Origin of the sequence: Streptomyces sp. NPDC088400, from assembly GCF_044753355.1 — a bacterium.
In the GTDB taxonomy this organism is placed as follows: Bacteria; Actinomycetota; Actinomycetes; order Streptomycetales; family Streptomycetaceae; genus Streptomyces.
The window spans coordinates 40,204-65,758 of sequence record NZ_JBIVMZ010000020.1 but is presented as its reverse complement, the minus strand read 5'-3'; the positions used below and the strand labels follow the sequence as shown (position 1 = coordinate 65,758).

Genomic DNA, 25,555 nt, shown 5'->3' with positions numbered 1-25,555 from the left:
AGGTGGCGCGGGCGCGTGGGGGCTTCGGCGCCATCGGGGTGGGTGGCCGGCGGGGCAGGTGGCCGGCGGCTCAGTCGAGGGTGGCGAGATGATCGGCGTCGCCTCCCCGCCACTCGATGAGGAAGATGGTCGCGTCGTCGCTGGTGATGCCGCCTCGTTCGTGTTTCAGAGAGTAGGAAAGCGCGCGCACCACCGATCGCACCGCGGTGTGCTCGCGGACGGCACGGTTGGTGCACTCGATGAGTTGCTCCTCACCGAACTGTTCCCCGCCGTCCTGGTGTTCCTCGATCAGGCCGTCGGTGAAACACAGCAACCGGTCCCCACGTCGCAGCACCCGCTCGCTGACCACCGGCTCCTCACCGCCGAAGCCGACCGGCAACGTGGTCGGGCTCTCCAGCCGGTCCACCACGGCGTGGTCGCGGATCAGCAGCGGCGCCGGATGACCGGCGTTGACCCATTGCAGCCTCCCCGTCGCGATGTTCAGACACATCATCTGCGCGGTGACGAAGTGGTCGTGGCCGAACTGCTCGTTGATGGCCCTGTCCATGAACGCGTACACCTGGGACAGACCGGTGTTGGCCCGTCGCGTGTGGCGGTAGGCGCCGATGGCCACCACCGCCATGGTCGCCGCGTCGAGGCCGTGACCCATCGCGTCGATCATGGCCACATGAAGGATGTCGCCGTTGAGGGCGTAGTCGAAACTGTCGCCGGCCACCTGGTACGCGGGCTCCAGGATTCCCGCCACCTCGACCTGCGGAACGGTCATCGACAGCGGGGGCAGCAACGACCACTGGATCTCCGCGGCCACGCTCATCGGGGCGCTGCGCCGGGCCTGGAAGAACAGGTCGGTGTAGGCGTCCTTGGTGACGATCATGTCCGCGACCAGACCGGCGAGTCTGCGCAGCAACCGCCGGTCGTCGTCATCGACGCTGTCCAGAGTGACGGCCATCGCCCCGACCTGGTCACTGCCGTCCAGCAGCGGCAGATACATCCGCACACTGCCGTCCTGCGGCACCTCTACCGTGCTGCGATTCAGGAACGCCTCGCCCGCGGGGGAGTTCTCGACCGGCTCGGGATCACCGACCGTCAGCCGCCGGCCCGGCAGCGGCACCAGCAGCATCTGTTCGTAGTCCTGCAAGAGGATCGAGAGGTCCCGGCCACCGACCCTGGCCACCTCTTCCGCGACGAGCGGGGCGATCAGCTGCGGCGGCATCTCGTGGGCCCGGTCCAGCAGCACCCCCAGCAACCGCTCGCCGAACCCCTCTGACCGGTCCACCCCGGCCTTGCCCGGTTTCCGCCCGCCTTCGGTCATCGCTGCTCGTATCCCTTCCCCCGGCACGGAGTCCGGCACGGGGATTCGGTGGGCGGTCGTACGGAGCCGGTACGAGGCATGATCAACTCACCCAGCCTGCCACCGCCAACCAGCCCTACGAGCCGATTACGCCAGAGGCGGGCATGTCCCACCCGGTCGGAAGAGTTGGCATGCGGAGTCTCCTGCGCAACCAGGAATCTCCTGCGCAATCAAGCGAGAAGGCCCCCAGCCCGCCCCAGCTGTCACCGCCGGCCGCCAGCTATCACCGTCACCCGTCACCCGTCACCCGTCACCCGTCAATGATCTCCAGCAGCTCTCGACAGGCCGGCTTGAAGGGCATCCAGAAGCTGGTCCAGGTCCGCCAGTTGTTCGCGCCCCATCGCGCCGAAGACCTCCCGCAGTACCTGTTCCCCCGCTGCCGTCCCCGCCGCGAGCGCGCCTGCGCCCTCCGGGGTGAGACGCACCAGCTTGGATCGCCCGTCATCAGGATCCGCCGCCCGCTCGACCAGCCCCTCACGCTCCAGCGCCTCGACGGACTGGGTGACCGATCGGGGGGCTTGGCCAAGCTCCTGCGCCAGTACCGACTGCCGTACGGCGCCCCGACGGTCGAGTACCCGCAAAACCTTCGTACGGGCGAGGGAAAGACCGCCGGCCGTCATGCCGTCGTCGACCACCTTGCGCAGGTGGTACCCGAGAGACAGGTAGCGCAGCCCGATCTCTTCGGGGGGTACGTTCCGACCACTCACGGCCATCGCTCGCTCCTCCGGACTCTCTCCGGGTTCTCCCCAGGCCCTCAATTGTTGAGGTACCTCAGCGAACCTTCTCGACGAATGCTAATTTGTTGAGGTACCTCAACAATAACCGGAAGGAGCACCGCATGGATGCGCGGCCCGTCATCGTCATGACCGGCGCGACGAACGGCATGGGCCGGCTCGCCGCTCTCGGCCTGGCCCGCCGTGGCGCCCGACTCGGCATCGTCGCCCGCAGCCGAACGAAGGCCGACGCTGTGCGGCAGGAGATCGAACAGGTCGCACCGGGAACCCCGGCCGATGTCTTCCTCGCCGACCTGTCCCTGCTCGCCGAGGTCCGCCGCGCCGGCGAGGCGATCGCCGCGCACTATCCACGGATCGACGTACTGATCAACAACGCGGGCCTGCACGCCTTCTCCCAGCGGGTCACTTCCGAGGGCTACGCCGAGATGACCGCCGTGAACTACCTCGCGCCCTGGGTACTCACCGACACCCTGCGCGATAGCCTCACGGCATCCGCGCCCGCCCGGATCGTCACGGTCGCCTCCCGGGCCTCACTGCGGGCCGGCACCATCGACCCGCTGAACGACCTGACCGACACGGCGAACTTCACGCGCCGCGAGTCGAGCCCGCTGTACGGCCGGTCCAAGCTGATGGACATCATGTTCACCCAGGAACTCGGCCGTCAGCTCCTGGGCACGGGCGTCGCGGTCACCTGCTGCTGCCCCGGCTTCAACGCCACTGGCCTGGGGCGCGAACTCCCGCTCGCCGGGGCCCTGGAGAAGGTCCTCACCGCGTTGAACATCGGTAGCCCTCAGCACGGGGCCGACATCATCGTGAAGCTCGCGACGGACCCCGAGTTCGCCGGCGACACCGGCAGCACCGGTGGCTACTTCGCCGCCAGGACTGCCGAGCCCCTGGAGTGCCCGGAGATCGGACGAGGTGAAGCCGTTCAACGTGCTCTGTGGGAAGCCACGGCCGAACTCGTCCACGACATCCGCGAACGACCACGGTCATGAGTCATGACACGCGGCTTGTGACTCGTGACTCGTGGCACGCGGATCAAGCACAGGGGGCGGGCAGGCCCCCTGTACCGTGCCTCAGCTGTTGCCTCCGCTGCCGCCGCCGTTGTTGCCCCCGCCCGAGGCCGGGGCGCCGATACCTCCGACGTTGATGGTGTTGCCGCACAGATTGATCCGACCGGTGATCGGGATCTGAACGATGTTGCCCGACCCGGGCCCCGGGGAGTCCAGCACGGTAGCGGATGCCGAGGCTCCGCCTTCGCTGATGCATTCCTTGGTCTGGGCGTGCGACGGCTTCGCATGGACGTTCCCCAGGCTGGAGTAGCCACCTGCGTAGTACCAGCGGCTGGGCTTGGGGTCAGCTTGGCCGGGCTTGAGGTTCGGGCGGGGCTCGGGGCCCCCTGCCTGGGCGGGACCCGCACACACGGCAGTCAGAAAGACGGCCAGGCCTGCGGCATGAGCGAACTTCTTGGTCGTGTTCATGCCGCCGATTGTCATGACACCGCCGATGAGCCCCGTCTCAACATGCCAAGCGTTACCTCGTACGGACTCCCCCGCTCACCCGAGGGCCCCTCACTCTGCGCCAGGTGCCCCGGGCCGACTTGCCGTCGGCCGATGGGGCAGATGAACGGCCGTCTTCCGTCCGTGGAAGGGGGCCGGACAGTCCTGGCCGTCCCCCCGTCAGCTCAGGCGCCCGCGCCGTACTCGGCCGTTGCCTCCTCGCGGCTCGCCGCCTCGCTGTTCGCCACCCCGCTGTTCGCCACCCCGCTGTTCGCCGCCTCTGCGGCGATCTGCGCCAGGAGCGCCAAGGACTGGGCCGCTTCACTGCCGGGCGCGGCGTGGAAAAGGACAAGGATCAGCCCGTCCGTGCCGGGGACGGCGAGTTTCTCGTAGGCGGCGAGGCGAGCCCCACGTACGCAGGGAGGAGCGTGTACCGGAATTCCCGTCACATGGGAATTCCGGTACACCTCCCCGTACGCGGGGAGCAGGCCTCCCGACTTGCGGCTTTACCCGCGCCCTTCACCGTTTTTCATCACTTCCACCGAATCCGACATCCCGCCAATAACCACCCAGGTCACCCCGCCCCTCCGCACTCATGCGACTCGTCCCGGTCCCGCTCCGCCGAGTACAAGTGGCTGTCACGGAACTGCTCGGCGCCCAGCGTTCGGCCCACCATGATGACCGCCGTCCGGACCACGCCCGACGCCTTTACCTGTTCCGCGATGTCAGCGAGCGTGCCGCGCAGGACCAGTTCGTCCGGGCGGCTGGCCATCGCCACCACTGCTGCCGGGCAGTCCGCACCGTAGTGCGGGAGGAGTTCGTCCACGACGCGGTCCACGTAACGGGCGGCCAGGTGCAGTACGAGCAGCGCGCCGCTGCGTCCGAGGGTTGCCAGGTCCTCGCCCTCCGGCATCGGCGTGGCCCGCTGGGCGATGCGCGTGAGGATCACCGTCTGGCCCACCGTGGGGACGGTCAGTTCCCGCTTCAGTGCCGCTGCCGCCGCCGCGAACGCCGGTACTCCCGGCACCACTTCGTACGGTACGCCCGCCGCGTCCAACCGCCGCATCTGCTCGGCGACGGCGCTGAAGACCGACGGGTCGCCGGAGTGGAGGCGGGCTACGTCGTGGCCCTGTTCGTGCGCGTGGACCAGTTCTGCCGTGATGTCGTCGAGGTTCATCTGCGCGGTGTCGACCAGGCGCGCGTCCGGCGGGCATTCTGCGAGCAGTTCGCGCGGTACGAGGCTGCCCGCGTACAGACAGACGGCGCACTCGGCCAGTCGGCGCGCGCCCCGAACCGTGATCAGGTCGGCGGCGCCGGGGCCGGCGCCGATGAAGTACACCGTCATCGTTCTTCTCCTGAGGGAGCTGAGGGTTGCCCTGTTTCCGCAGGGGGGACGGGCGGAGAGGGTTTCGTGACCTGAGCGGTCTTCGTGACCGCCCACTGCGTGACCGGCATGGCCTGCCGCCAGCCGGTGAATCCGCCCACCGGGACGGCGTGGGCGACAGCCAGCCGTACCAAGTCGCCACCGAAGCGGCGGTAGCGGTCGGCCAGCAGCGCCTCGGACTCCAGCGTCACCGTGTTCGCCACCAGCCGGCCGCCCACCGGCAAAGCGTCCCAGCACGCGTCCAGCAGGCCCGGTGCGGTCAGGCCGCCGCCGATGAAGATCGCGTCCGGTACGGGCAGCCCGGCCAGCGCGTCGGGGGCGGCTCCGGTAACAACGCGCAGGGCGGGTACGCCGAGCGCACGCGCGTTACGGGCGATGCGCTCGGCGCGCGCCGGATCGCGTTCGACGGACACGGCGCGGCAGGAACGGTGCGTACGCATCCACTCCACCGCGATCGAACCCGACCCGCCCCCGATGTCCCACAACAACTCCCCCGGCGCCGGGGCGAGCGCGCCCAGCGTGGCGGCGCGGATGTGGCGCTTGGTGAGCTGGCCGTCGTGCTCGTACGCGGTGTCCGGCAGCCCGGGTACGGCTCCGAGCCGCAACGCCTCGGGTGAGCGGCGGCATTCGACCGCCACGACGTTCAGCGGGTCGCCCGGGGGCTCGTCCCAGTCCTGGGCGAGGGCTTGGGTGTGGCGTTCCCGGGGGACATCTGACGCGTCCATGTCCGGCTGCGCGCCGAGTTGTTCGAGTACGTGCATACGGCTCGGGCCGTAACCGTGCTCGCGCAGCAGCGCCGCGACCTCGGCGGGCGTCGCCGCGCCCGCGCTGAGCACCAGGATCCGGCGGCCGTTGTGCAGGGCGGCGACGAGTTGTTCGGCAGGGCGACCGACCAGGGTGACGACCTCGGTGTCCTCGGCGGGCCAGCCGAGCCGGGCGCAGGCGTACGAGATGGACGAGGGATGCGGCAGCACGCGCAACGCGTCGGGGCCCAGCTCGTCGGCGAGGGCGCGACCGATGCCGTAGAACATCGGGTCACCGCTGGCCAGCACGGCGACCCGGCGCCCGGCGTGGGTGGCGAGCAGGCCGGGAACGGCGGGCCTCAGCGGCGACGGCCACGCCACCCGCTCCGCCCGGCACTGGTCAGCCGGAAGGAGATCCAACTGCCGGGGCCCGCCGATGACGACATCCGCCCCGCGCAACGCCTCCCGAGCCCCACCGCCCAGCCCGTCCCAACCATCGGCACCGATCCCGACCACCGTCACCGGCGACGCGGGGGTCACGGCGGACGCGGGTGACGCGCCGGGCGCGTGGGGCCCGGGGGGCGTTCGGGGCGGGAGGCTCACTGCCGTACACCTCTGAGCTGGGAGAAGACCGACCCTGCACTCTAGCCCCCACGGCCCCGGCCCTTCGGGGGCGTATCGGATGCCGGTGGCTGCGGTAAATCCCCGCACGCGCGGGGAGCAGACAGAGATCCCGGCCAGGCCGTCATAGCGGGTCGGTCCATCCCCGCACGCGCGGGGAGCAGACTTCCCGACCTGCGATTCTCTCCCGCCGGGACCCGTTTTCGCGTCACTTCCAAAGAGCGCGACATAAGTCCCATAAGCCCCCGTCAGAACCGATTGACCAACCAGATCGCACCCATCAGCGCCACCACCCCCGCCGCCACCAAGGCCCCCGCCCGTACCCCTCGACGCGTCCATTCGCCCATCGTGTCCGCCCTTCTCCGCCTGCTGGCTGTCCCCCGTTCCTTCCCTGTTCCGGTGACGGCGAACGGGCGAAGCACGAGCAGAGACGCCCGTACGTGGTGGGGCCCGGCGTACACACACGTCTGCATGTGCACACCGGGCCCCAACCACATATCGCAGGTATCGGAGGATCGGCGGACCAAATCAGCGAGCCGCCCCGACCCCCGCCCCGGCCTCATCCGCATCCGCGTCCGCTGCCGCATCCGCCGACGCCCCGGAAGGCCTCCGCTGCGACAGCACCCGCTCGGCCAACTCCCCGAAGATCAGCCCGAAGGCCGTCCACAGCAGAGCCTGTACGCCGAGCGACGCCAGCCTGAACTCCCACAGCAGGGCTGCCGGGAAGGCCTGCGGAACGGCGTCCGTGTTGGCGGGCAGGACCAGACAGGCCAGGCCCACCGCGACGACGTAACCCGCCCCGGCGGCGACCGACGCGTTCCAGTTGCCCAGGCGTGGGGCCAGGCGTCTTCCCGCGATGACGGCGACGGCCGCCAGCAACACGCTGAGCACGATCATCAGGAAGAACAGCGTGGTGCGTTTCCCGATGGTGTCCGGGTTGCCGACCGCCGGTGGGGTCGCCGGATACTTCAGGAACGGCACCAAATAGACCGTCGTGAAGGCGGCCCCCGCGATCAGGGCCGCTGTCGCTCTCGGGCCGAACCTGCCGAACCTGCCCAGGCCTACGGAGAAGACCAGCGAGGCGATTCCGCCCAGGGCCACCCCGTACACGAGAACGCCGGTGGCCAGTCCGAACGTCGACTGGACCGGCCTGCTGACCAGTTCTTCCTCCTCTTCTTCACTCTGCCCCTCCCCCTGGGGAGCCGCGTGATCCGCGTGCTCCCCGTTGGTGGTGGGTGCCGAACCGGAACGTGTCTCCTCCAGCGCGATGGAGTCCCGTACCGAGGGCTCACCCACCACATAGGCCAGCGCGAACGCGAAGAGTCCGGCCAGTACGCCCGCGATCATGCCGCGAACAAGGAGACTTCTGACGGTGGAGGCATGCATGCGCGTGATCTCCGTCAGTGGTCAGTGGCAGGGGAAGCCGAGCAGGTGACGGCCGTCGTGCACCCATTCGTGCACACCCGCCCCCGAGAACACCGACGTCGCGCCCTGCTCGGCGCCGACGAAGTACAGCAGGACCAGCATCAGGGTGCCGACGAAGACCGCCCACGGCAGAACCGCGCGCAGAGGTATCGGGGCCACCGGGGTGGCGGTGGGCGAAACGGCCGGGGGCGCAATGGACTGAGCCATGGCGGAACCTCCTTGGGGAACTCGCGTCCCGTTCAGTGGAGCTCGTACGACGACCATCGGGTCTGACTCACCGGGTCCGCGCCGCGCTGTACGCAGCCGGCACCCGGAATACAGTGGCGCGACCGTGCCGGAATCTCACCGGGCTTCCGTCCTGCCGTCGTGATATCGACGCGAACGTACCGCGAACCGGGAGGCGGGCCAAGGGGCCCTTCCCCTCCTTCCCCCGCCGCCGGACCACGGCATACGGTGCGCGTCGAACGCCCCGCGCGGTACGGGAGTTGCCCCGCCGCCGCTCCCGCCGCCGCTCCGACGGACCCGGAGCGGAACCGTCGGCGGGAAGCTGAAACAGCCGAGGGAAAGCCGAGGAGAGCCGTATGACGACCCGGGTGATGTTCATCTCACCGGCCATGAGCACAGCCCTGCGCGAGGCCCGCTTCGAAGGTTTCGAAGGTGGAGACGACGCGCTCGACCCCGCCGGGCTGCGTCAGGCCGAAGCCGCACGCGACGCCGTACGGGACCTCGTGCCGGACGCCGGACCGGACCCCCTACGCACGACACGCACGACCTCCCCCCGCACCACCGCCCGCTACGTCTCCCCCTCCCCCCGCTGCCGCCGTACCGCCGAAGTGCTCGGTCTCGACGCCCACCCCCTCGCCGGCCTCGCCCCGTGCGCGATGGGCCGCTGGCAGGGCCGGACCCTCGATGACGTGGCCGCCGCCGAACCGGAGTCGGTCGCCGCCTGGCTGTCGGACCCCGCCGCCGCCCCGCACGGCGGAGAGTCCCTGCTGGCGCTGCACACCCGCGTCGGCCACTGGCTCGACAGCCTGAGCTCGGAACTCGACAGCCTGAGCGCGGAGAAAAACAGCGCGGAGAAGAGCACACACTCCACACGCCGCGTCGTCGCCGTCGCCGAACCCGACATCATCCGCGCCGCCGCCGTCCACGCCCTCGGCGCGACACCGCAGGCGTTCTGGAGGATCGACGTACGCCCCCTGACCGTCACCGAACTCAGCGGGCGCGACGGCCGCTGGAACCTCCTCAGTGGTCGTCCCCTGCACAGCGCTACCGAACACAGAGCTACCGAGCACAGCGCCACCAACTGAGGAACGCCACCCCGGTACCGCCCCACCGCAGCATTCGCCGTCCTCAGGCAGGCAGTGTAGATGTAGGTACATGGCCCGAAATATGGGTCGATCCTGGGCTCGTACCCTGACCGCACGCTCCGGTCGGCGCCCACGGAGTCGGCGGCGTGAGCACTCGCGCACGACACGCGGGTGGCGAGGAAGGTTCCGGCGCGGTGGCCCGCGGACGTCACCGGCACGGCGCCGTCCGTGGTGGCCCAACGGCCTTCCGTGGTGGCTCAACGTACGTACCGTCGCCGCGCAGGTGTTCATCCTGCAACTGGTGATCGTCCTGCTGCTCATCGGGGCCTCGCTGGCCACCCTCCTGCTCGTCTCCCGGAACAACACCACCCAGGAGGCGCGCAACCGTTCCGTCGCCGTCGCCACCGCCTTCGCGAACTCGCCCGGAATGGTGGCCGCCCTGCGTTCCCCCAACCCGACAGCGATCCTGCAGCCCAGGGCCGAGGCGGTCCGCAAAGCCTCCGGGCTCGACTTCGTCGTCGTCATCACCACGAAGGGAGTCCGCCTCACCCACCCCAACCCCAAGCGCATCGGGATGCCCTACATCGGCACCATCGGGCCCTCGCTCCACGGCCACACCCTCACCGAGACCATCCACGGCACTCTCGGCCCCGCGACGCGGACCATCACCCCCGTCTTCGACTCCCGGGGCAAGGTGGTCGGCCTGGTGTCCGCCGGGATCACGATCAAGAAGGTGAGCAGCCTCACCAACCGTGAGATCCCGATCCTCCTCGGCGCCGCAGCCGTCGCGCTGGCCCTGGCCACGGGGGGCACCGCGCTGGTGGGCCGTCGGCTGCGCCGTCAGACCCACGGGCTGGACCCCGTCGAGATGACGCGGATGTACGAGCACCACGACGCGGTTCTGCACGTCGTACGGGAGGGCGTGCTCATCGTCGACGGCGACGGGAAGCTCATGCTCGCCAACGACGAGGCCATCCGCCTTCTCGGCCTGCCTCCGCGCCCGGAGGGCCGGCCCGTCACCGGTCTCGGCCTGGACCCGCACATCGCCGACCTGCTGTCCTCGGGACGCGCCGTCACCGACGAGGTGGTGACGACCGGGGACCGGATGCTGGCGGTGAACAACCGCTCCACCGACCGTGACGGAGGGCCGCCCGGCAGCGTCGCGACACTCCGCGACTCGACCGAACTGCGTGCGATCACCGGCCGGGCGGAAGTGGCGCAGAGGCGCCTCAAACTGCTGTACGACGCCGGTGTGGAGATCGGCACCACCCTCGATGTGACCCGGACCGCCGAGGAGCTGGCACGGGTGGCGGTCCCGAGGTTCGCCGACTTCGCGACCGTGGACCTCGCGGAGGCCGTCCTGAGAGGCGAGGAGCCTGCCGAGGTGACCGTGGCCGACATGCGCCGTACGGCGATCCGCGGCATCCGGGACGACCATCCGTTCTACCGGTTGGGCAAGGTCTTCTCGTTCCGCTCGTCCACCCCCCAGGCATGGAGCCTGGAAAGCGGGCGCGGGACCGTCGAACCCGATCTCCGCCGGGCCACCGGCTGGCAGGCCCAGGACCCCGAGACGACCGGCCAGGTCATCGACTACGGCGTCCACTCACTGGTCACCGCGCCGCTGCGGGCCCGCGGAGTCCTCCTCGGGGTCGTGAATTTCTGGCGTTCGGAACGGCCCGAAGCCTTCGAGCAGGAGGACGTCTCCCTCGCCGAGGACCTGGCCGGCCACGCGGCGGTCTGCATCGACAACGCGCGCCGCTACACACGCGAGCACGCCATGGCCGAGACGCTGCAACGCAGCCTGCTGCCCCGCGTGCTGCCCGAGCAGAACGCCCTCGACGTCGCCTACCGCTACCTGCCGGCCGAGTCGGGAGTGGGCGGCGACTGGTTCGACGTCATCCCGCTGCCCGGCGCCCGGGTGGCGCTGGTCGTAGGAGACGTCGTCGGGCACGGTCTGCACGCGGCCGCCACGATGGGACGGCTGCGTACGGCGGTCCACAACTTCTCCACGCTGGACGTGCCGCCCGACGAGATCCTGTCCCATCTGGACGAACTGATCGCCCGTATCGACCAGGACGAGGGCATCGCGGGCGGCGGCGGGCTGGTCACGGGCGCGACCTGCCTGTACGCGATCTACGATCCGGTGACCCGGCACTGCACGATGGCCCGCGCCGGACACCCGCCGCCCGCGCTGGTCCTGCCCGACGGGAGCGTGGAGTTCCTCGACCTGCCGGCCGGGACTCCGCTGGGGCTGGGCGGGCTGCCGTTCGAGACGGTGGATCTGCTGCTGCCGGAGGCCAGCCATCTCGTCCTGTACACCGACGGTCTCATCGAGGACCGCAGCCGCGAGATCGACGCCGGGCTGGAACTGCTGCGCACGGCCCTGGCAGGCGGGGACCGGGGCCCGGAGGAGACCTGCTCGGCGGTGCTCGACGCGCTGCTGCCGGCCCGCCCCAGCGACGACATCGCGCTGATCGTCGCCCGTACCCGCGTGCTCCCGGCCGACAGCATCGCCGAGTGGGACGTGCCCGCCCACCCCTCGGAGGTCGCCGTCGTACGCGCGGCCGTGATCGAGCGGCTGGAGGAGTGGGGGCTGGGCGAGGTCGCGTTCACCACGGAGCTGATCCTCAGCGAGCTGATCACCAACGCCCTGCGCTACGCGACCGGCCCGATCCGGGTACGGCTGCTGCACGTACGCAACCTGATCTGCGAGGTCTCGGACTCCAGCAGTACGTCGCCCCACCTCCGGTACGCGGGGGCCACGGACGAGGGCGGTCGCGGGCTGTTCCTGGTCGCGCAGTTCGCCGAGCGCTGGGGCACCCGGTACACGCCTGGGGGCAAGGTGATCTGGGCGGAGCAGGCGCTGCCGTGAGGAGACAGGGCCCCGCGTCATCGATCCCGCTCCCCGGCTCCCCGCTCCGAGCCGGCACAACCCGGGCCCTACGAACCGGCGCAACCCGGGCCCTACGGGCGGGTCCAGCCCGGGTCGCTCCGCTTACGGGCGGGTCCAGCCCGGGTCGCGGCCCGTCAGCGCCAGCAGCGCCTCGAACGGACCGGTGTCCTCCGGTACCGGCACCGGCTCCCCGAACACACCCATCGCACGCGCCTTCGTCGCCAGCGCCCCGAAGTCCCCCCGGAGCATCTCGACAACCGCCGGCTCCGGCTCGTACGGCTGCCCGGTCGCGCGCGCCAGGTCCCATCCGTGCACGGTCAGGTCACCGAGCGCCATCGAGCCCACCGTCCTGGCCGGCATCCCCATCGCCCCCGTGGTGCCCTCCTCGGCGCCCGGCGCGTCCCAGGCCGCGATGAGCCGGACGGTCTCGTCGGCGAACCGGTCGCGCCACGCCCCCTCCAGATGCTCGGGGGCGGCCCCGAAATCGGTGTCGCCCTTGGCGGCCAGCACCTGGAAGTTCACCAGGACCTGGAAGAGATGGTCGGCCAGGGCGTGCACGTCGTACGCGCTGCACGGGGTCGGCGCGGTGAGGTGGTCGTCGGTGATGCCACGGACGACGGGAAGGGTGCGGTCGGCCGCCATCTCCAGCAGCGTACTGATCTTTTCGCTCATGCATTCGACCGTAGGGGCGGCCGACCCCTCCGTATTGAACAAACGCGACATAGGATTCCTGTCATGGCTGGCAGGGCTGGTCCGCGGCGTGACACCCGGGGCATCGTCGATGCCCCCGACCTCTTCGCGCGCGTACGTTTCCGCCGCCGCGAGCCGGACCCGGCCCTGCGGCCGTATCTGGAGCACTACTGGCTGATCGACTGGGATCTGGAGCAGCCGTTCGCCTCCCAAGTGGTGCCGCATCCGTCGGTCAATGTCGTGTTCCAGCGGTACGGCCATGGGCCTGACGGCACCGACTTCGCGGAGGTCGCGGAGGTCGCGGGCATCGGCCTGGAACTGTTCACCCAGAAGCTGGAGGGGCGGGGCCGGGTGTGCGGGGTGCAGTTCCGGCCGGGCGGCTTCCGGCCGTTCGCGCCGGGGTGGCCCGTGTCGGAGTGGACGGGGCGGCGGGTGCCGATCGCCGAGGTCATGCCGGCGACGACGGAAGCGGACATCGCGACGGTACTCGGCCCGCCCGAGGTCCGGTCCGAACCCCTTGAGGAAATCGGCACCGCCGTCGAGGACGCCCGTGTGGCCGCCCTCGACGCGTATCTGCTGAGGCTCGGCCCACGGCCGGACCCGCGGGCCACCCTCGCGATGGAGCTGGTCGAACGGATCCGGACGGACCGTACGACCCGGCGCGTGGCCCGGCTCGCCGAGGCGGAAGGGCTCTCGGTGCGCTCGCTGCAACGGCTGTTCGCCGCCTACGTGGGAGTGGGACCGAAGTGGGTGATCCTGCGCTACCGCATTCACGAGGCGCTCGAACGCGCGGAGTCGGCCCCGGGCGGCGAGGCCGACTGGGCGCGGCTGGCCGCCGACCTGGGCTACAGCGACCAGGCGCATTTCGTACGGGACTTCACGGCGACGGTCGGCGTGCCCCCGACGGCGTACGGCCGCGCGGGCGCGTAGGGCCACCCGGGGGCGTACCCGCCGCCCGGGGCGGCCCGGAAAGGCCTGGCCCGTTCCCGGGCCCGATGACATCCTGACCACGTGAACGGACCCGAGATCCAGATCGACTTCGCCCCTGAGCTGCGCCTCTTCGTCGCGGCCGAGCGACGCCAGGGACGTACGGCCCTGCTCACCGACGGCTCGTCCACCCTCGGTCACGCCGTCGAATCCCTCGGCGTCCCGCTCACCGAAGCCGGTCACCTCCTGGTCGACGGCCGTGAAGTGCCCGTCTCGCACCTTCCCGCCGCGGGCGAATCGGTGGAGGTACGGGCCGTGAACCGGCCGCAGCGGGTGCCCGGCGCGCCGCTGCGCTTCCTGCTCGACGTCCATCTCGGCACGCTGGCACGGCGGTTGCGGCTGCTGGGGGTCGACGCGGCGTACGAGAGCGAGGACATCGGGGACCCCGCGCTGGCCACCCGCTCCGCCGCCGAACGCCGGGTGATGCTGTCCCGGGACCGCGGCCTGCTGCGACGCCGCGAGATCTGGGCCGGGGCGTACATCTACAGCGACCGCCCCGACGACCAGCTCCGCGACGTACTGGAACGCTTCGCGCCGGACCTCGCACCATGGACCCGCTGCACCGCCTGCAACGGCGAGTTGGGCCCGGCGGACAAGGATTCCGTGGCGGAACGACTGGAGCACGGCACGCAGCGTTCGTACGACGTCTTCGCGCAGTGCACGGCCTGCGGACGGGTGTACTGGCGCGGCGCGCACCACGCCCGGCTGGCGGCGATCGTGGAGGAAGCGGTACGCGAGTTCGGTGGCGCGGCGGCGTAGTCGGCCGAGCTGGGCGGTCAGCCTCTCAGCCGCGCCAACCGCTCAGCCACTCAGCCACTCAGCCACTCAGCCGCATCACGGTCTCGGAATCAGAAGGCGTACAGATCCCCGGTGTCCGGTGTCAGCACCCGATGCCGGTCGTTCTCCGGATTGGGGTCGCTCGCCCCGCCGTTCCAGGCGGTGCCGACCCATACGACCACCTCGGCCGGACTGCCGACGGTCTTGAGGTCGAGAGCGGTCCTGTGGCTCCTGCCGACCCGCCGGAGCTTCCCCGTACCGCACAGGACCGTCCGGTCGCCGGACCACAGGCAGTTCGACGGCAGCGCCTGACCGGCCGTCGGCGGGACGGAGAAGTCCAGTCGTACGGTCGCGTCCGTGAGCCCGGCAGGGCCGTGGTTCTCGGATTCGAACCGAACCGTGAGGCGGCCGCCCGAAAGCGACGTATGACCATGGTGCGACAGGTCGGCCTCCGGCGCGGCGGCACCGGCTTCGTCGCCGGCACCTCCGCCCTTTCCGGCGCCGATCCCCGGCCCCGCTCCCATCGCCACCGCCGTAGCGGCGGACACCAGCACCAGCAGCGCTCTGCGCATGACAACCATGGCGGGAAGGTACCGACCACCACCCCGCGATCCGGGCCACCCCTCAGCCCGACGCGCACCCGGTCACCCGCATGCACCCCGGTCACCTGCACCCCCGTCGCATGCACCGCCGTTCATCCGCTCATCGCGGCATGGCAGGCTGTCCGGATGCTCGTGCTCCGCTCCGTCGCCCTCTTCCTCGTCGCCGCCCTCTTCGAGATCGGTGGCGCCTGGCTCGTCTGGCAGGGCGTACGCGGCGACGGCAACGGCGGCGGGCGCGGCTGGATCTGGATCGGTGCCGGAGTCATCGCGCTGGGCCTGTACGGCTTTGTCGCCACGCTCCAGCCGGACGGCGAGTTCGGCCGCATCCTCGCCGCGTACGGCGGGGTGTTCGTCGCGGGCTCGATCGCCTGGGGCATGGTCGCCGACGGCTACCGCCCGGACCGCTGGGACGTCACCGGGGCACTGATCTGCCTGGCCGGTATGGCCGTGATCATGTACGCACCACGCGGCCACTGACCTGCGGGCAGCGATACCGGTCCGCGCTGTGGACGGGCCCGGCCACGCCCGGCGCACCCTGCCTATCCTGGCCTGACATCGATCACACGCGCGAGGAGTTACGTCATGACCGCCGCCGGAACCCCCATCGCCGTCGTCACCGGAGCGAGCAGCGGCATCGGTGCGGCAACCGCCCGGCAGCTCGCCGAGGCCGGCTACCACGTTGTCGTCACCGCCCGCCGCAAGGACCGTATCGAGGCGCTCGCCGCGGAGATCACCGCCGCCGGCGGGCAGGCCACCGCGTACGCCCTCGATGTCACCGACCGCCCGGCCGTCGACGCCTTCGCCGCCGACCTCGGCCGCTTCCCCTCCGTGAAGGTGCTGCTCAACAACGCCGGGGGCGCCCTCAGCGCCGACCCGGTGGCCACCGGCGATCCCGCCGAGTGGCGTCAGATGTACGAGACGAACGTCATCGGCACCCTCAATGTCACCCAGGCCCTGCTCCCCGCCCTCACCGCGAGCGGCGACGGCACGGTCGTCGTCCTCTCCTCCACGGCGGGCCACGCTACATACGAGGGCGGCGCGGGCTATGTCGCCGCCAAGCACGGCGCCCATGTCCTCGCCGAGACCCTCCGCCTGGAGATCGTCGGCACCCCGGTCCGGGTGATCGAGATAGCGCCCGGCATGGTCAAGACGGAGGAGTTCGCCACCACTCGCTTCCACGGCGACACGGAGAAGGCGGCGAAGGTCTACGCGGGCGTCGCCGAGCCCCTCACCGCCGACGATGTCGCCGACACGATCACCTGGGCGGTCACCCGCCCGAGCCACGTCAACGTCGACCTCATGGTGCTCCGGCCGCGCGCCCAGGCCTCGAACACCAAGGTGCACCGGGAGCTGTGACGTGTCCGGGGCCGGGACGCACGCGCTCCCGGCCCCGACCTTCACAGCCCCGACCTTCCCGGCCCCAACTCCCTTTCCCCAGGCCCCAATTCACGTTTCCGGGCCCCGGCCCATAGATTGATCCGATGATCGAGGGGGCGAAGAGCGCGGCGCCCGGCCACCGGCCGCCGCGCGCAGAGAAAACAGAGGCGGCAGAGGCACCGGAACCGGCGGGCGGCGGGCTCGCCCGCTCCTCCATACTCATGGCGCTGGGCACGGTCGTGTCCCGCGCCACCGGTCTCATCCGGAACGTGCTCCAGGCCGGCGCCCTCGGCACGGGCCTGCTGGCCAGTACGTACAACACCGCCAACACCGTGCCCACCAGCCTCTACACCCTGCTGATCGGCGGGGCGCTCAACTCCGTACTCGTACCGCAACTCGTACGGGCGCGGCTGGAACAGCCCGACGGCGGGCGCGCGTACGAGCAGCGCCTGCTCACCCTCGTCATGTGCGTACTCGGGGCCGGCACGGTACTGGCCGTGTGGGCAGCCCCCGCGATCGTGGGGCTGTACATGCGGGACACCCCCGAGAGCCACGACGCGTTCCAGCTGACGGTGGTCTTCGCGCGGTTCCTGCTGCCGCAGATCCTCTTCTACGGCCTCTTCGCCATCCTGGGCCAAGTCCTCAACGCGCGAGGCAAGTTCGGCGCGATGATGTGGACGCCGGTGCTGAACAACGTCGTGCTCATCACCATGTTCGGCCTCTACCTCGGCCTGATGACCGTGCCGGACCGGGTCGAGGACATCACCCCGGAGCAGGTACGGCTGCTGGGCATCGGTACGACCTGCGGGATCGCGCTCCAGGCGCTGGCGCTGATCCCGTTCGTCCGGGCGGCGGGCGTACGGCTGCGCCCCAGGTTCGACTGGCGCGGCACCGGCCTCGGCGGATCCGTCCGGGCCGCCCGCTGGACCCTGCTCTTCGTGCTGGTCAACCAGGTCGCCCTGGCCGTGGTCACCAACTACGCCAACGCCGCCGACCAGAAACTGCCCCAGGCCGGGGCCGGTTACTCCGCGTACTCGTACGCGCAGACGATCTGGCTGCTGCCCCAGTCCATCGTCACCGTCTCGCTGGTCACCGCTCTGCTGCCGAGGATGAGCCGGGCCGCCGCCGAGGGCCGCGTGGCCGACCTGCGCGCGGACCTGTCCCGGGCGCTGCGTGTCTCCGGTGTCGTCATCGTGCCGTCGGCGTTCTTCTTCCTCGCGTTCGGCCCGCAGATCTCGACGCTGCTGTTCGCCCACGGCGCGGCCGACGCCGCCTCCGCGCGGCCACTGGGCCAGATGCTCCAGGCCTTCGGGCTCGGCCTGATCCCCTTCGCCGCGCAGTACCTGCTGCTGCGCGGCTTCTACGCCTTCGAGGACACCCGTACCCCGTTCTGGATGGCGACCTGGACCGCCGCCGTCAACATCACCCTCGCCACCGCGTGCCATGTCCTGCTGCCCGCGCGCTGGTCCGTGACCGGCATGGCCGCCGCGTACACGCTCTCCTACGCGGTGGGCCTGCTGCTCACGGCCAACGTCCTGCGCCGCCGCCTCGGGGGCCGCATCGACGGTCGGCGCCTGACCCGCACGTACACCAGACTGACCCTGGCGTCCGCCGTCGCGGCGGCTCTCGGCTGGTTCACGACCCGCACCACCTCCGGCGCGCTGCCCGCCACACTGCCGTCCACCGGAACGTGGCACACGGCGCTGACGCTGACGTCCGGCGGGCTGGTGATGGCGCTGGCGTATCTCGCACTGACGCGCCTGCTGAGAGTCACCGAACTCAGCAACCTGAAGCTGCCCGGCCGGAAGTGACCGCGGGTCAGGCGGCCTTGAGCAGCTCGGCCAGCCGGGCCGTGTCGATCAGGTGGGCGCGGGACGGGAACACCTCGTGGACCAGGACGCGGTTGACGTCCGGGGCGTGGTCGGCGACGCCGTCGGTCAGGACGTAGACGCGGTAGTCGCGGTCGGCCAGGTCCATGAGCGTGGACAGGACGACGCCGCTGGTGCTGATACCGGAGAGGATCACGGTGTCGATGCCACGGGCGCGCAGCTGATCGTCGAGGTCGGTGGTGGAGACCGCGCCGAAGCGGATCTTACGGACGACGATGTCGTCGCCCTCGGGGGCGATCCGCTCGTCGATCCGCGTGGCGTCGTCCTCGTGGTGCATCATCTTCGCCCCGGCGACCGCGCTGAAGGTCTTGTTCGTCGCCGGGATCTTCGCCCAGTCGTCCTCGGTGAAGGCGACGCGGACGTAGCCGATGGTTCCCCCGGCGGCACGGACGTCGGCGATCGCGCCCTTGACCCGCTCGACGAGCGCGTCGGACTCGGGGACGGACGCGACGATCCCGTTCTGGAAGTCCATCGCCAGCAGGGCGGTCCGCTCGGGGGCGATCTCGGGGAGGGCAGGGGTGGTCATGCGGGGTTCTCCTTACGGGGGGTGGTCGCCGCGTTCGCGGTATTCGCTGCGGACGCGGTGTCCACAGGGGGGTCGGTGTTCGTAGAGGTGCCGGTATTCGCAGAGGTGCCCCGGGCCATCAGCCGGCGGTCCAGGACCGTCAGCAGGAGTACGGCGATGCCCGCCGCGACCAGGACGAGGCCGAGAAGGTGCAGGCCGTGATCGCTCGCGCCGTCACGGAAGACGATGCCCGCGATCACCGCGGAGGTGATGCTTCCGAGGTATCCGAAGGTCCGGAACAGTCCGGAGGCGGTACCGATCCCGTCGGCCGGCGCCGCGAGGTAGAGCGCGGTCTGGTTGCCGACCGTGCCGGCGGCCGATATGACGCCGAAGACCAGCGAGACGAGGACGATCGCGATCGCCGGGCTGTGCGAGGTGAGCAGCATGATCCCGGCCGAGCCGACCACCATCGTCACGGCCGCGGCCAGCAGCGGTCCGCGCACCAGGTTGCGGCGGGCGAGCGGGCGCGAGAGCAGCGCCGAGACGGCGCCCATCGGGAGCAGCAGGAGCCCCGCCGTCACGGCGGAGAAGCCGTGCGCGGCCTCCATCCACTGCGTCATGCCGTACATCACGGTGTAGACGCCGAGCAGGGTGAGGGCCTGGCGCAGATAGGTGCGGGCCAGGGCGCCGTTGGCGGCGAGGCCACGCAGGTCGAAGAACGGCGTGGTGGTGCGCAGTTCCCGTACGACCGTGGGCACGGCGGCCACGACGAACACGGCGAGCGCGGCCCACTCGGCGCGGGGCAGGCCCATCAGGAAGACGACCAGCGCGGTCATCGACGTGGCGAAGCCGAGGATGCCGGGCAGGTCGATCCGGCCGGCGATCGTACGGAAGCCCCTGTCCGCACGGTCGAGTACGGGGTCCTTGGGCAGCCGGCGCAGCGCCATCGCCAGGGCGATCGCGGTGACCGGGAGGTTGATGAGGAAGGCCCAGCGCCAGCCCCCGGCACCGACCAGGAGACCGCCGATCGGCGGGCCGACGGCGGTCGTGGCCATGCCGGCGATGGCGAGGCCGCCGAGCACCCCGCCGGGCGGCGCGTCCAGGCCGGCCTCCTCGGCGCGGCGCCGGATCACCACCATCGCGCAGGGGAACGCGGCCGAGGTGCCGACGCCGATCAGGACCCGGGCGACGGTCAGCGTCGTCAGGTTGTGCCCGGCCCCGCCGACCAGGCCTCCCAGCAGTACGAGCACGATGCCGGACAGGAAGATCCGGCGCGGTCCGAACACCTCGGCCAGCTTTCCCGCGGTGGGCTGGGCGACGGCGCTGGCCAGGTAGAGCGAGGAGACGAGGACGGCGGTGGCGCCCACCGAGACGTGCAGATCGGCGGCGATGGGCACCAGGGCGGTCGCGATGATGGCGCTGTTGATCGGGTTGAGGGCGGAGCCCACGTAGAGCGGGGTGGTGAACTGCCACGCGAAGGGGTTGCGCTTCAGCCCGCCGGCCGGGCCGTCGCCCCGGGCGGCAGCGGCGCTCATATCGCGTCCCCGCCGAGATCGACCTCGGCGAACCGCTCCAGCAGTTCGATGGCCTTCTCGACGTCCTCGCGCTCGTCCGGGGCGACCACCTGCTCGATGGCGCGCGCCAGGAACGAGGCGCGGCCCGCCATGACCCGGTCTATCAGCTCGGTCGCGGAGACGTCGGCGCTGATCAGCTTCTTACGGCCGTCCCGCGGATCGGGCTCACTGTGGATCAGCCCCGCGTCCTTGAGCACCGCCAGGCTCTGCGCGATGGCCTGCGCGCTGACATGCTCCAGCGCGGCGAGCCGGGCGGCGGTGACGGGTCCCTCCCGTATGACGCTCGCCAGTACACCGAGCTGCGTGACGGTCAGACCGGTCGCGTTCTGCCCCGACTCGGCACGCAGCCGTGCGCGCAGCCGTTTCATCGCGTCCTGGAGACGCTGTGCGGTCGCGACGGACACCGCGGACTGCTGCGGCCGGGGTTTCGTGGTCATGCCTCCACCGTAAAACTCCTCAAGTAACTTTGCCAAGTTACTTGAGGAGTTTCCCTGGCTTCCCTGGTTCCCCCGAGAGGCGGGGCCCGGACAGGAACCGCTCGGCCGTCAGCAGGAACCGCTTGGCCGCCGGCCCCGAGGCCGAATGACGGACCTGACGTCGCGCCCGCCGGAAAACCCGTCGGAAACCCCGTTGATGAGCACCGCCCCGATGCCCGACGATGCCCCGGAACCCGGAGCGGTTGCCCATGACCCGCCCCCCCGGGATCGACACGGCCGAACCGACGGAGGCAGCATGAGCGAGGCACCGGTCCCGGCACCCGAGACCTGGCGACCGTCCGACACCGAACTGTTCGCCACGTACGGAGACACCTTCGTACCGCGACGGCGGGAACAGATCAGCACCGTCTGCGACGTACTGACCGATCTCCCCAGCTCCCATGTGCTCGACCTGTGTTGCGGCGAGGGCAGACTGGCGGAGGAGTACCTGCGCCGCCGGCCCGAAGGCCGGGTGACCCTGCTGGACGGCTCCCCCGAGATGCTCGACCTGGCCGCCGAACGCCTCGCCCCCTTCGGTGACCGGCACACGCGCGTACGGGCGGACATCGAGGACCGCGAGTGGCGCGAGGGCGCCACGTACGGCGGGATCATGACCTCCCTGGCCGTGCACCACCTGGACGGTCCGGGCAAACGCGCTCTCTACCGCGACCTCCACGCCATGCTGGCGCCGGGCGGCGTCTTCGTCATGGCCGACCTCGTCGAACCCACCGGCCCCACCGCCCGCGCACTCGCGGCCGACCACTGGGACCAGGCCGTACGCCGCGCGTCCCGGGAACAGTTCGGCGGCGACGAGGCGGCCGTGGCGTTCGAGACGGCGGGCTGGAACTACTACCGCCTCCCGGGCCCGGACCCGTACGACAAGCCGTCCTCGCTCCCCGACCACCTCGACTGGCTGCGCGAGGCGGGCTTCATCGAGGTGGACGTGGCCTGGATGTACGCGGGCCACGCGGTATTCACCGCGAAACGCATGCCCTGACAGCACCGGAGACGCGCGAAGCGCTGCCCACTCGTTCGAGTGAGCGATCTGGGTTCGCGTGTGCGGATGGAGTGCTGCACATACGGTCAATCACAACAACAGCGCACAAAACGACCCTTGGGTGGGATTGCCCTCCCTCCCAAGGGCCCGACCGTCAAGGAAGCGAGACCTTCCCCATGGCTGAACGCGAGCCTAGCTCCGGCGCCCATCAAGACACCCTCGATGACGTGCTCAGCGTCCGGAGCACAGGCTTCATAAACCTTGAGGACCCCAACTACGCCTATATGTACGGCTTCTTGCAGGCCGACGGGCATTTGGCTCAGGGAGTCGGCAACAAAGGCAGCCTCACCGTCGAGATCAACGTCCGCGATATCGAGATCCTGCGTGCGTTCCAGCGGCTGACCCCGTACAACAGCTCCATCAGCGAACGCGTCCGGGCCACGAATTTCACCGAGACGCACCACTCGGCAACGTGGACCCTGTGTTCCCTCGAAGCCAGAAACACGCTGCATCAACTCGGCCTTCCCTACGGCCGTAAGTCCAAGAAGATCGCTCCACCCCGCGTAGCGTTCTCCCGACGTGACTACCTACGGGGTGTCATCGACGCGGACGGCTCTATCGGCCTCACGGGGCAGGGCTATCCGTTCGTTTCCCTGACAACGGCCAGTACGGCCGTCGGGGTCCACCTCTGCCGCTACACACGGCAACTGACAGGCGCCAAGCGCATCATCAAGCGCAACACCCGTGACGCCATCTACAACGTCGCCTACACCAAGGAAGCGGCCATGCGACTGGCCGAAGACCTCTACTACCCGGGCTGCCTTGCCTTGGAGCGCAAGCGGACCTCCGCCGCGTCACTCGCCTCCTGGAAGCGCCCGGCCGATATGAAGGTCGCTCCCCCACGCCGGCGCTGGAAGGACTGGGAGGATCGCGTCCTGCTCACTGCCGGCAATTCCGCGGATGCCGCTCAGATTCTCGGCCGAACGGTGGCGAGTCGCAGCCTCCGCCTCTGGCGCCTGCGCACCGGCCAGATCGCGCTGCCCCCGCAGGAGCCACTCGGACATCAGGAGCCACTCGGAAGTTGAGGCACAGAGGGCAGTGCGGACTTCAGCACTGCCCTCTGACCTGCGCCCCCGCCCTACGGCCCTCCGCTCAGCCCTTCACACAGACGACCTGCTTCAGCTTCTCCACCACCTCGACCAGGTCACGCTGCTGGTCGATGACCTGCTCGATCGGCTTGTACGCCGCCGGGATCTCGTCCACCACGCCCGAGTCCTTTCGGCACTCCACGCCCTTCGTCTGTTCCTCCAGGTCGCGAGCGGAGTATCGACGCTTCGCCGCGTTACGGCTCAGGCGCCGACCGGCGCCGTGCGAAGCCGAGTTGAAGGCCGCCGTGTTTCCGAGCCCCTTGACGATGTACGTGCCGGTGGCCATCGACCCGGGGATGATCCCGTAATCACCGGAACCGGCCCGGATCGCGCCCTTGCGTGTCACCAGCAGGTCCATGCCGTCGTACCGTTCCTCGGCGACATAGTTGTGATGGCAGCTGATCTCCTGCTCGAAGGTGACCCGGGCTTTCTTGAATTCCCTGCGGATCACGTCCTTGAGCAGCCCCATCATGATCGCGCGGTTGTACTTCGCGTACTCCTGCGCCCAGAAGAGATCGTTTCGGTACGCCGCCATCTGCGGCGTTTCCGAGACGAAGACGGCCAGATCTCGGTCGACCAGCCCCTGATTGTGCGGCAGCTTCTGGGCCACGCCGATGTGGTGCTCGGCCAGTTCCTTGCCGATGTTCCGGGAGCCGGAGTGAAGCGTGAGCCACACCGACCCCAGGGAGTCGACGCTCACTTCAATATGGTGATTTCCCGATCCGAGCGTTCCCATTTGCTTCGTGGCGCGCTCCTGGCGAAATTTGACCGAATCGGCGACCCCGTCGAACCGCCCCCAGAAGTCGTCCCACCCCGCCGTCGCGAACCCGTGCATCCGGCCCGGATCCACCGCGTCGTCATGCATCCCCCGGCCCACCGGGATCGCCTGCTCGATCTTGGAGCGCAGTCGCGAGAGATCGCCCGGCAGGTCGTTCGCCGTCAGGGACGTCTTCACCGCCGACATTCCACAGCCGATGTCCACGCCCACCGCCGCCGGGCACACCGCGCCATGCATCGCGATCACCGAACCGACCGTCGCGCCCTTGCCGTAGTGCACGTCCGGCATCACGGCGAGGCCCTTGATCCAGGGCAGCGTCGCGACATTCCGCAGCTGCTGCATCGCCCCTTCCTCAACCGACGCGGGGTCCGCCCACATCCGGATCGGGACCTTCGCGCCCGGCATCTCTACGTACGACATAGCTCCTCGATTCCCCCGAAAGTCGGATAACGCAAAAACCGGAACCAGAGCTGCCAAAAGAGACAGCCGACCAGCATCGACGGCGTTGCGTGCGATAGACATTGTGTCCATCGACCGTGATCGGGCGGCAAGCAGTTTTCGCGCGGGCCCGCGCGAAACCCCAGCCCCGGACGTGACAGACGTCCAGACGCAACGAACGTACAGACGTACAGAACGGAGCCCGGGACCGTGCAGCGAAAGGCGCGCAGCGCGTACGTGACCGGCCTGGCGGCGTTCCTCGTGGTGGCCGCCGCCGGCTGCTCTGGTGGCAGCGGCGACGACAACTCCACCACGGACGACAAGCCGGGCAGCCCCACCACCGCGACCGCGGCTGAGCCCGGCAAGTACCGCACACTCACCGAGGCCTGCGGTTCCGTGCCGCGCGGCACGCTCAGGGATCTGCTGCCGGGCACCGCGTCGCTCCCCGAGGACCAGCAGGAGAAGGTGTACCAGGGCACCGCGGCCGTCACGTACGACACCGACCGCCGCGTCGGCTGCAGCTGGAAGTCCGACTCCCCCGACGCCTCCCACCAGCTGGCGATCGACGTCGAACGGGTCGTGTCGTACGACCCGGCCGTGAGCGACGACGAGCGGGCTCAGGAGGTCTACGGGGAGAAGGAGACCGGCGCGAAGCTGCCCGCGGCCGGCACCGGCACTCCCAGCGGCACCGGCAGCCCCAGCCCCGGCGCCACCGACAGCACGGGCACCGACAGCACGGGCACGGGCGGCAAGGGCGGCACTGGCGACACCAGCGGCTCGGGCAGCGCCACGGCTTCCGCATCCGGGGCGGGTTCGCCGCAGGGCGCGAAGGGTTCGAACCAGGACACCGCACCGCAAACCGGTTCTTCCACGACTCCGGTCGCCCCAGGAGGCACCCCCGGAGGCACACCGACAGGCACCGCCGGAAGCACCGGGACCCCTTCCGGGAATCCGTCCGGGAGCCCGTCCGGAAATCCCTCCGGGACCCCTTCCGGGACCCCCGAAGGCCTTGAGCCCCGCCTCCTGGACGATCTCGGTGACGCCGCCTTCCTGGACGATGTCCTCGCCCGCTCGGGTTCGGCCGCCCAGCACCGCACCGTGAGCGTGGTGTTCCGCACATCGAACGTGATCGTGACCGTCCGGTACACCGAGCAGCCGGCCCACCCCGCCGCGGTCCCCGACAGCAAAGAACTGCAGGAAAAGGCCCGGGGACTGGCCCGTACGCTCAACGACCAGCTGAACGAGTAGCGGTCCCCGCCGTCGTTTCCGGCCACCCGCCGACGGGAGGCGGAGTCCGGATCCGGGGCACATGGACGTGGGACTGCGGTTACCGTGGCCGATCGGACCGTACGACCAC

The 25,555-nt window shown here is 70.3% G+C and carries 25 protein-coding genes and 1 riboswitch; of the genes, 11 read left to right on the top strand and 14 right to left on the bottom strand.

All coding sequences use genetic code 11. From position 1 onward, the window contains the following. Window positions 1–70: 70 nt before the first annotated feature. A complete protein-coding gene (locus ACIQD6_RS33750) occupies window positions 71–1,312 on the bottom strand; it encodes a PP2C family protein-serine/threonine phosphatase (protein WP_401890203.1) in 1,242 nt (413 codons plus the stop codon). Between the two features lie 296 nt (window positions 1,313–1,608). Beyond that, complete coding sequence (locus ACIQD6_RS33745; protein WP_401890201.1) at window positions 1,609–2,064, bottom strand: MarR family winged helix-turn-helix transcriptional regulator; 456 nt, start codon at window positions 2,062–2,064, stop codon at window positions 1,609–1,611. Window positions 2,065–2,189: 125 nt separating this feature from the next. Between ACIQD6_RS33745 and ACIQD6_RS33740 the strand changes: the two genes are divergently transcribed. Next, window positions 2,190–3,080: an SDR family NAD(P)-dependent oxidoreductase gene (locus ACIQD6_RS33740; protein WP_401890199.1), complete on the top strand. Its 891-nt coding sequence runs from the start codon at window positions 2,190–2,192 to the stop codon at window positions 3,078–3,080. Between the two features lie 81 nt (window positions 3,081–3,161). Here ACIQD6_RS33740 and ACIQD6_RS33735 read toward each other — a convergent pair whose 3' ends face one another. From ACIQD6_RS33735 to ACIQD6_RS33710, 6 genes are all read right to left on the bottom strand, one after another. Continuing rightward, on the bottom strand, window positions 3,162–3,566 hold the full coding sequence (locus ACIQD6_RS33735) for a chaplin (RefSeq protein WP_401890196.1): 405 nt from the start codon (window positions 3,564–3,566) through the stop codon (window positions 3,162–3,164). 203 nt (window positions 3,567–3,769) lie between these two features. Then, on the bottom strand, window positions 3,770–4,033 hold the full coding sequence (locus tag ACIQD6_RS33730) for a hypothetical protein (RefSeq protein WP_401890195.1): 264 nt from the start codon (window positions 4,031–4,033) through the stop codon (window positions 3,770–3,772). Between the two features lie 125 nt (window positions 4,034–4,158). Beyond that, a complete protein-coding gene (gene cobM, locus ACIQD6_RS33725) occupies window positions 4,159–4,929 on the bottom strand; it encodes a precorrin-4 C(11)-methyltransferase (RefSeq protein WP_401890192.1) in 771 nt (256 codons plus the stop codon). Continuing rightward, a complete protein-coding gene (cbiE, locus tag ACIQD6_RS33720) occupies window positions 4,926–6,251 on the bottom strand; it encodes a precorrin-6y C5,15-methyltransferase (decarboxylating) subunit CbiE (RefSeq protein WP_401890189.1) in 1,326 nt (441 codons plus the stop codon). The genes cobM and cbiE overlap by 4 nt, the downstream gene beginning before the upstream one ends. A 609-nt stretch (window positions 6,252–6,860) precedes the next feature. Further along, window positions 6,861–7,718 (bottom strand): CbtA family protein, encoded by an 858-nt coding sequence (locus tag ACIQD6_RS33715; protein ID WP_401890186.1) that lies wholly within the window; start codon window positions 7,716–7,718, stop codon window positions 6,861–6,863. Between the two features lie 21 nt (window positions 7,719–7,739). Continuing rightward, a complete protein-coding gene (locus ACIQD6_RS33710; protein ID WP_401890183.1) occupies window positions 7,740–7,964 on the bottom strand; it encodes a CbtB-domain containing protein in 225 nt (74 codons plus the stop codon). A 60-nt stretch (window positions 7,965–8,024) separates the two neighbouring features. Beyond that, window positions 8,025–8,112: riboswitch (cobalamin riboswitch) on the bottom strand. 226 nt (window positions 8,113–8,338) lie between these two features. On the opposite strand from ACIQD6_RS33710, the gene ACIQD6_RS33705 reads away from it, so the two are divergent. Together ACIQD6_RS33705 and ACIQD6_RS33700 are read left to right on the top strand one after the other, a co-directional pair. After that, window positions 8,339–9,067: a histidine phosphatase family protein gene (locus tag ACIQD6_RS33705; protein WP_401890180.1), complete on the top strand. Its 729-nt coding sequence runs from the start codon at window positions 8,339–8,341 to the stop codon at window positions 9,065–9,067. A gap of 82 nt (window positions 9,068–9,149) precedes the next feature. Further along, window positions 9,150–11,939, top strand: coding sequence for a SpoIIE family protein phosphatase (locus ACIQD6_RS33700; protein WP_401890177.1), 2,790 nt, complete (start codon window positions 9,150–9,152; stop codon window positions 11,937–11,939). Window positions 11,940–12,062: 123 nt separating this feature from the next. Here the strand turns inward: ACIQD6_RS33700 and ACIQD6_RS33695 are convergent, their stop codons facing one another. Beyond that, window positions 12,063–12,632: a TIGR03086 family metal-binding protein gene (locus ACIQD6_RS33695; RefSeq protein WP_401890175.1), complete on the bottom strand. Its 570-nt coding sequence runs from the start codon at window positions 12,630–12,632 to the stop codon at window positions 12,063–12,065. A gap of 63 nt (window positions 12,633–12,695) precedes the next feature. On the opposite strand from ACIQD6_RS33695, the gene ACIQD6_RS33690 reads away from it, so the two are divergent. Beyond that, a complete protein-coding gene (locus tag ACIQD6_RS33690) occupies window positions 12,696–13,580 on the top strand; it encodes a DUF6597 domain-containing transcriptional factor (protein ID WP_401890173.1) in 885 nt (294 codons plus the stop codon). Between the two features lie 81 nt (window positions 13,581–13,661). After that, a complete protein-coding gene (locus ACIQD6_RS33685) occupies window positions 13,662–14,396 on the top strand; it encodes a Mut7-C RNAse domain-containing protein (protein ID WP_401890172.1) in 735 nt (244 codons plus the stop codon). 89 nt (window positions 14,397–14,485) lie between these two features. On the opposite strand, the gene ACIQD6_RS33680 is transcribed toward ACIQD6_RS33685, so the two are convergent. Next, complete coding sequence (locus ACIQD6_RS33680; RefSeq protein ID WP_401890169.1) at window positions 14,486–14,995, bottom strand: hypothetical protein; 510 nt, start codon at window positions 14,993–14,995, stop codon at window positions 14,486–14,488. Between the two features lie 147 nt (window positions 14,996–15,142). Between ACIQD6_RS33680 and ACIQD6_RS33675 the strand changes: the two genes are divergently transcribed. The 3 genes from ACIQD6_RS33675 (at window position 15,143) to murJ (ending at window position 18,204) form a co-directional block, all read left to right on the top strand. After that, window positions 15,143–15,493, top strand: coding sequence for a YnfA family protein (locus ACIQD6_RS33675; RefSeq protein WP_401890166.1), 351 nt, complete (start codon window positions 15,143–15,145; stop codon window positions 15,491–15,493). A gap of 105 nt (window positions 15,494–15,598) precedes the next feature. Then, window positions 15,599–16,372 carry an SDR family NAD(P)-dependent oxidoreductase gene (locus tag ACIQD6_RS33670; RefSeq protein ID WP_401890164.1) on the top strand — a complete coding sequence of 258 codons (774 nt, stop codon included), beginning with the start codon at window positions 15,599–15,601 and terminating at the stop codon, window positions 16,370–16,372. Window positions 16,373–16,497: 125 nt separating this feature from the next. Further along, window positions 16,498–18,204: a murein biosynthesis integral membrane protein MurJ gene (gene murJ, locus ACIQD6_RS33665; protein WP_401890162.1), complete on the top strand. Its 1,707-nt coding sequence runs from the start codon at window positions 16,498–16,500 to the stop codon at window positions 18,202–18,204. 7 nt (window positions 18,205–18,211) lie between these two features. Here murJ and ACIQD6_RS33660 read toward each other — a convergent pair whose 3' ends face one another. From ACIQD6_RS33660 to ACIQD6_RS33650, 3 genes are read right to left on the bottom strand one after another with little or no spacing between them, the layout of a single operon-like run. After that, window positions 18,212–18,808: a cysteine hydrolase family protein gene (locus ACIQD6_RS33660; RefSeq protein ID WP_401890159.1), complete on the bottom strand. Its 597-nt coding sequence runs from the start codon at window positions 18,806–18,808 to the stop codon at window positions 18,212–18,214. Continuing rightward, window positions 18,805–20,322, bottom strand: coding sequence for an MFS transporter (locus ACIQD6_RS33655; RefSeq protein WP_401890157.1), 1,518 nt, complete (start codon window positions 20,320–20,322; stop codon window positions 18,805–18,807). The genes ACIQD6_RS33660 and ACIQD6_RS33655 overlap by 4 nt, the downstream gene beginning before the upstream one ends. Then, window positions 20,319–20,798 carry a MarR family winged helix-turn-helix transcriptional regulator gene (locus ACIQD6_RS33650; protein ID WP_401890154.1) on the bottom strand — a complete coding sequence of 160 codons (480 nt, stop codon included), beginning with the start codon at window positions 20,796–20,798 and terminating at the stop codon, window positions 20,319–20,321. The genes ACIQD6_RS33655 and ACIQD6_RS33650 overlap by 4 nt, the downstream gene beginning before the upstream one ends. Window positions 20,799–21,093: 295 nt before the next feature. Here ACIQD6_RS33650 and ACIQD6_RS33645 point away from each other — a divergent pair, with 295 nt between their 5' ends. Continuing rightward, window positions 21,094–21,834, top strand: coding sequence for a class I SAM-dependent methyltransferase (locus tag ACIQD6_RS33645; protein ID WP_401890152.1), 741 nt, complete (start codon window positions 21,094–21,096; stop codon window positions 21,832–21,834). Between the two features lie 176 nt (window positions 21,835–22,010). Continuing rightward, a complete protein-coding gene (locus ACIQD6_RS33640; RefSeq protein WP_401890150.1) occupies window positions 22,011–22,919 on the top strand; it encodes a hypothetical protein in 909 nt (302 codons plus the stop codon). A gap of 67 nt (window positions 22,920–22,986) precedes the next feature. Here ACIQD6_RS33640 and ACIQD6_RS33635 read toward each other — a convergent pair whose 3' ends face one another. After that, the gene (locus tag ACIQD6_RS33635) at window positions 22,987–24,180 is read right to left on the bottom strand and encodes an RtcB family protein (protein WP_401890148.1); all 1,194 of its coding nucleotides are present in this window, start codon (window positions 24,178–24,180) and stop codon (window positions 22,987–22,989) included. Window positions 24,181–24,408: 228 nt separating this feature from the next. On the opposite strand from ACIQD6_RS33635, the gene ACIQD6_RS33630 reads away from it, so the two are divergent. Next, window positions 24,409–25,446 carry a DUF3558 domain-containing protein gene (locus tag ACIQD6_RS33630; protein ID WP_401890146.1) on the top strand — a complete coding sequence of 346 codons (1,038 nt, stop codon included), beginning with the start codon at window positions 24,409–24,411 and terminating at the stop codon, window positions 25,444–25,446. Window positions 25,447–25,555 lie beyond the last annotated feature (109 nt).

Coding starts and splice junctions, on each gene's coding strand:
- ACIQD6_RS33750 (WP_401890203.1), bottom strand. CDS start 1,312: ATGACCGAAGGCGGGCGGAAACCGGGCAAGGCCGGGGTGGACCGGTCA.
- ACIQD6_RS33745 (WP_401890201.1), bottom strand. CDS start 2,064: ATGGCCGTGAGTGGTCGGAACGTACCCCCCGAAGAGATCGGGCTGCGC.
- ACIQD6_RS33740 (WP_401890199.1), top strand. CDS start 2,190: ATGGATGCGCGGCCCGTCATCGTCATGACCGGCGCGACGAACGGCATG.
- ACIQD6_RS33735 (WP_401890196.1), bottom strand. CDS start 3,566: ATGAACACGACCAAGAAGTTCGCTCATGCCGCAGGCCTGGCCGTCTTT.
- cobM (WP_401890192.1), bottom strand. CDS start 4,929: ATGACGGTGTACTTCATCGGCGCCGGCCCCGGCGCCGCCGACCTGATC.
- ACIQD6_RS33715 (WP_401890186.1), bottom strand. CDS start 7,718: ATGCATGCCTCCACCGTCAGAAGTCTCCTTGTTCGCGGCATGATCGCG.
- ACIQD6_RS33710 (WP_401890183.1), bottom strand. CDS start 7,964: ATGGCTCAGTCCATTGCGCCCCCGGCCGTTTCGCCCACCGCCACCCCG.
- ACIQD6_RS33705 (WP_401890180.1), top strand. CDS start 8,339: ATGACGACCCGGGTGATGTTCATCTCACCGGCCATGAGCACAGCCCTG.
- ACIQD6_RS33700 (WP_401890177.1), top strand. CDS start 9,150: ATGGGTCGATCCTGGGCTCGTACCCTGACCGCACGCTCCGGTCGGCGC.
- ACIQD6_RS33695 (WP_401890175.1), bottom strand. CDS start 12,632: ATGAGCGAAAAGATCAGTACGCTGCTGGAGATGGCGGCCGACCGCACC.
- ACIQD6_RS33690 (WP_401890173.1), top strand. CDS start 12,696: ATGGCTGGCAGGGCTGGTCCGCGGCGTGACACCCGGGGCATCGTCGAT.
- ACIQD6_RS33680 (WP_401890169.1), bottom strand. CDS start 14,995: ATGGTTGTCATGCGCAGAGCGCTGCTGGTGCTGGTGTCCGCCGCTACG.
- ACIQD6_RS33675 (WP_401890166.1), top strand. CDS start 15,143: ATGCTCGTGCTCCGCTCCGTCGCCCTCTTCCTCGTCGCCGCCCTCTTC.
- ACIQD6_RS33670 (WP_401890164.1), top strand. CDS start 15,599: ATGACCGCCGCCGGAACCCCCATCGCCGTCGTCACCGGAGCGAGCAGC.
- murJ (WP_401890162.1), top strand. CDS start 16,498: ATGATCGAGGGGGCGAAGAGCGCGGCGCCCGGCCACCGGCCGCCGCGC.
- ACIQD6_RS33660 (WP_401890159.1), bottom strand. CDS start 18,808: ATGACCACCCCTGCCCTCCCCGAGATCGCCCCCGAGCGGACCGCCCTG.
- ACIQD6_RS33655 (WP_401890157.1), bottom strand. CDS start 20,322: ATGAGCGCCGCTGCCGCCCGGGGCGACGGCCCGGCCGGCGGGCTGAAG.
- ACIQD6_RS33650 (WP_401890154.1), bottom strand. CDS start 20,798: ATGACCACGAAACCCCGGCCGCAGCAGTCCGCGGTGTCCGTCGCGACC.
- ACIQD6_RS33645 (WP_401890152.1), top strand. CDS start 21,094: ATGAGCGAGGCACCGGTCCCGGCACCCGAGACCTGGCGACCGTCCGAC.
- ACIQD6_RS33640 (WP_401890150.1), top strand. CDS start 22,011: ATGGCTGAACGCGAGCCTAGCTCCGGCGCCCATCAAGACACCCTCGAT.
- ACIQD6_RS33635 (WP_401890148.1), bottom strand. CDS start 24,180: ATGTCGTACGTAGAGATGCCGGGCGCGAAGGTCCCGATCCGGATGTGG.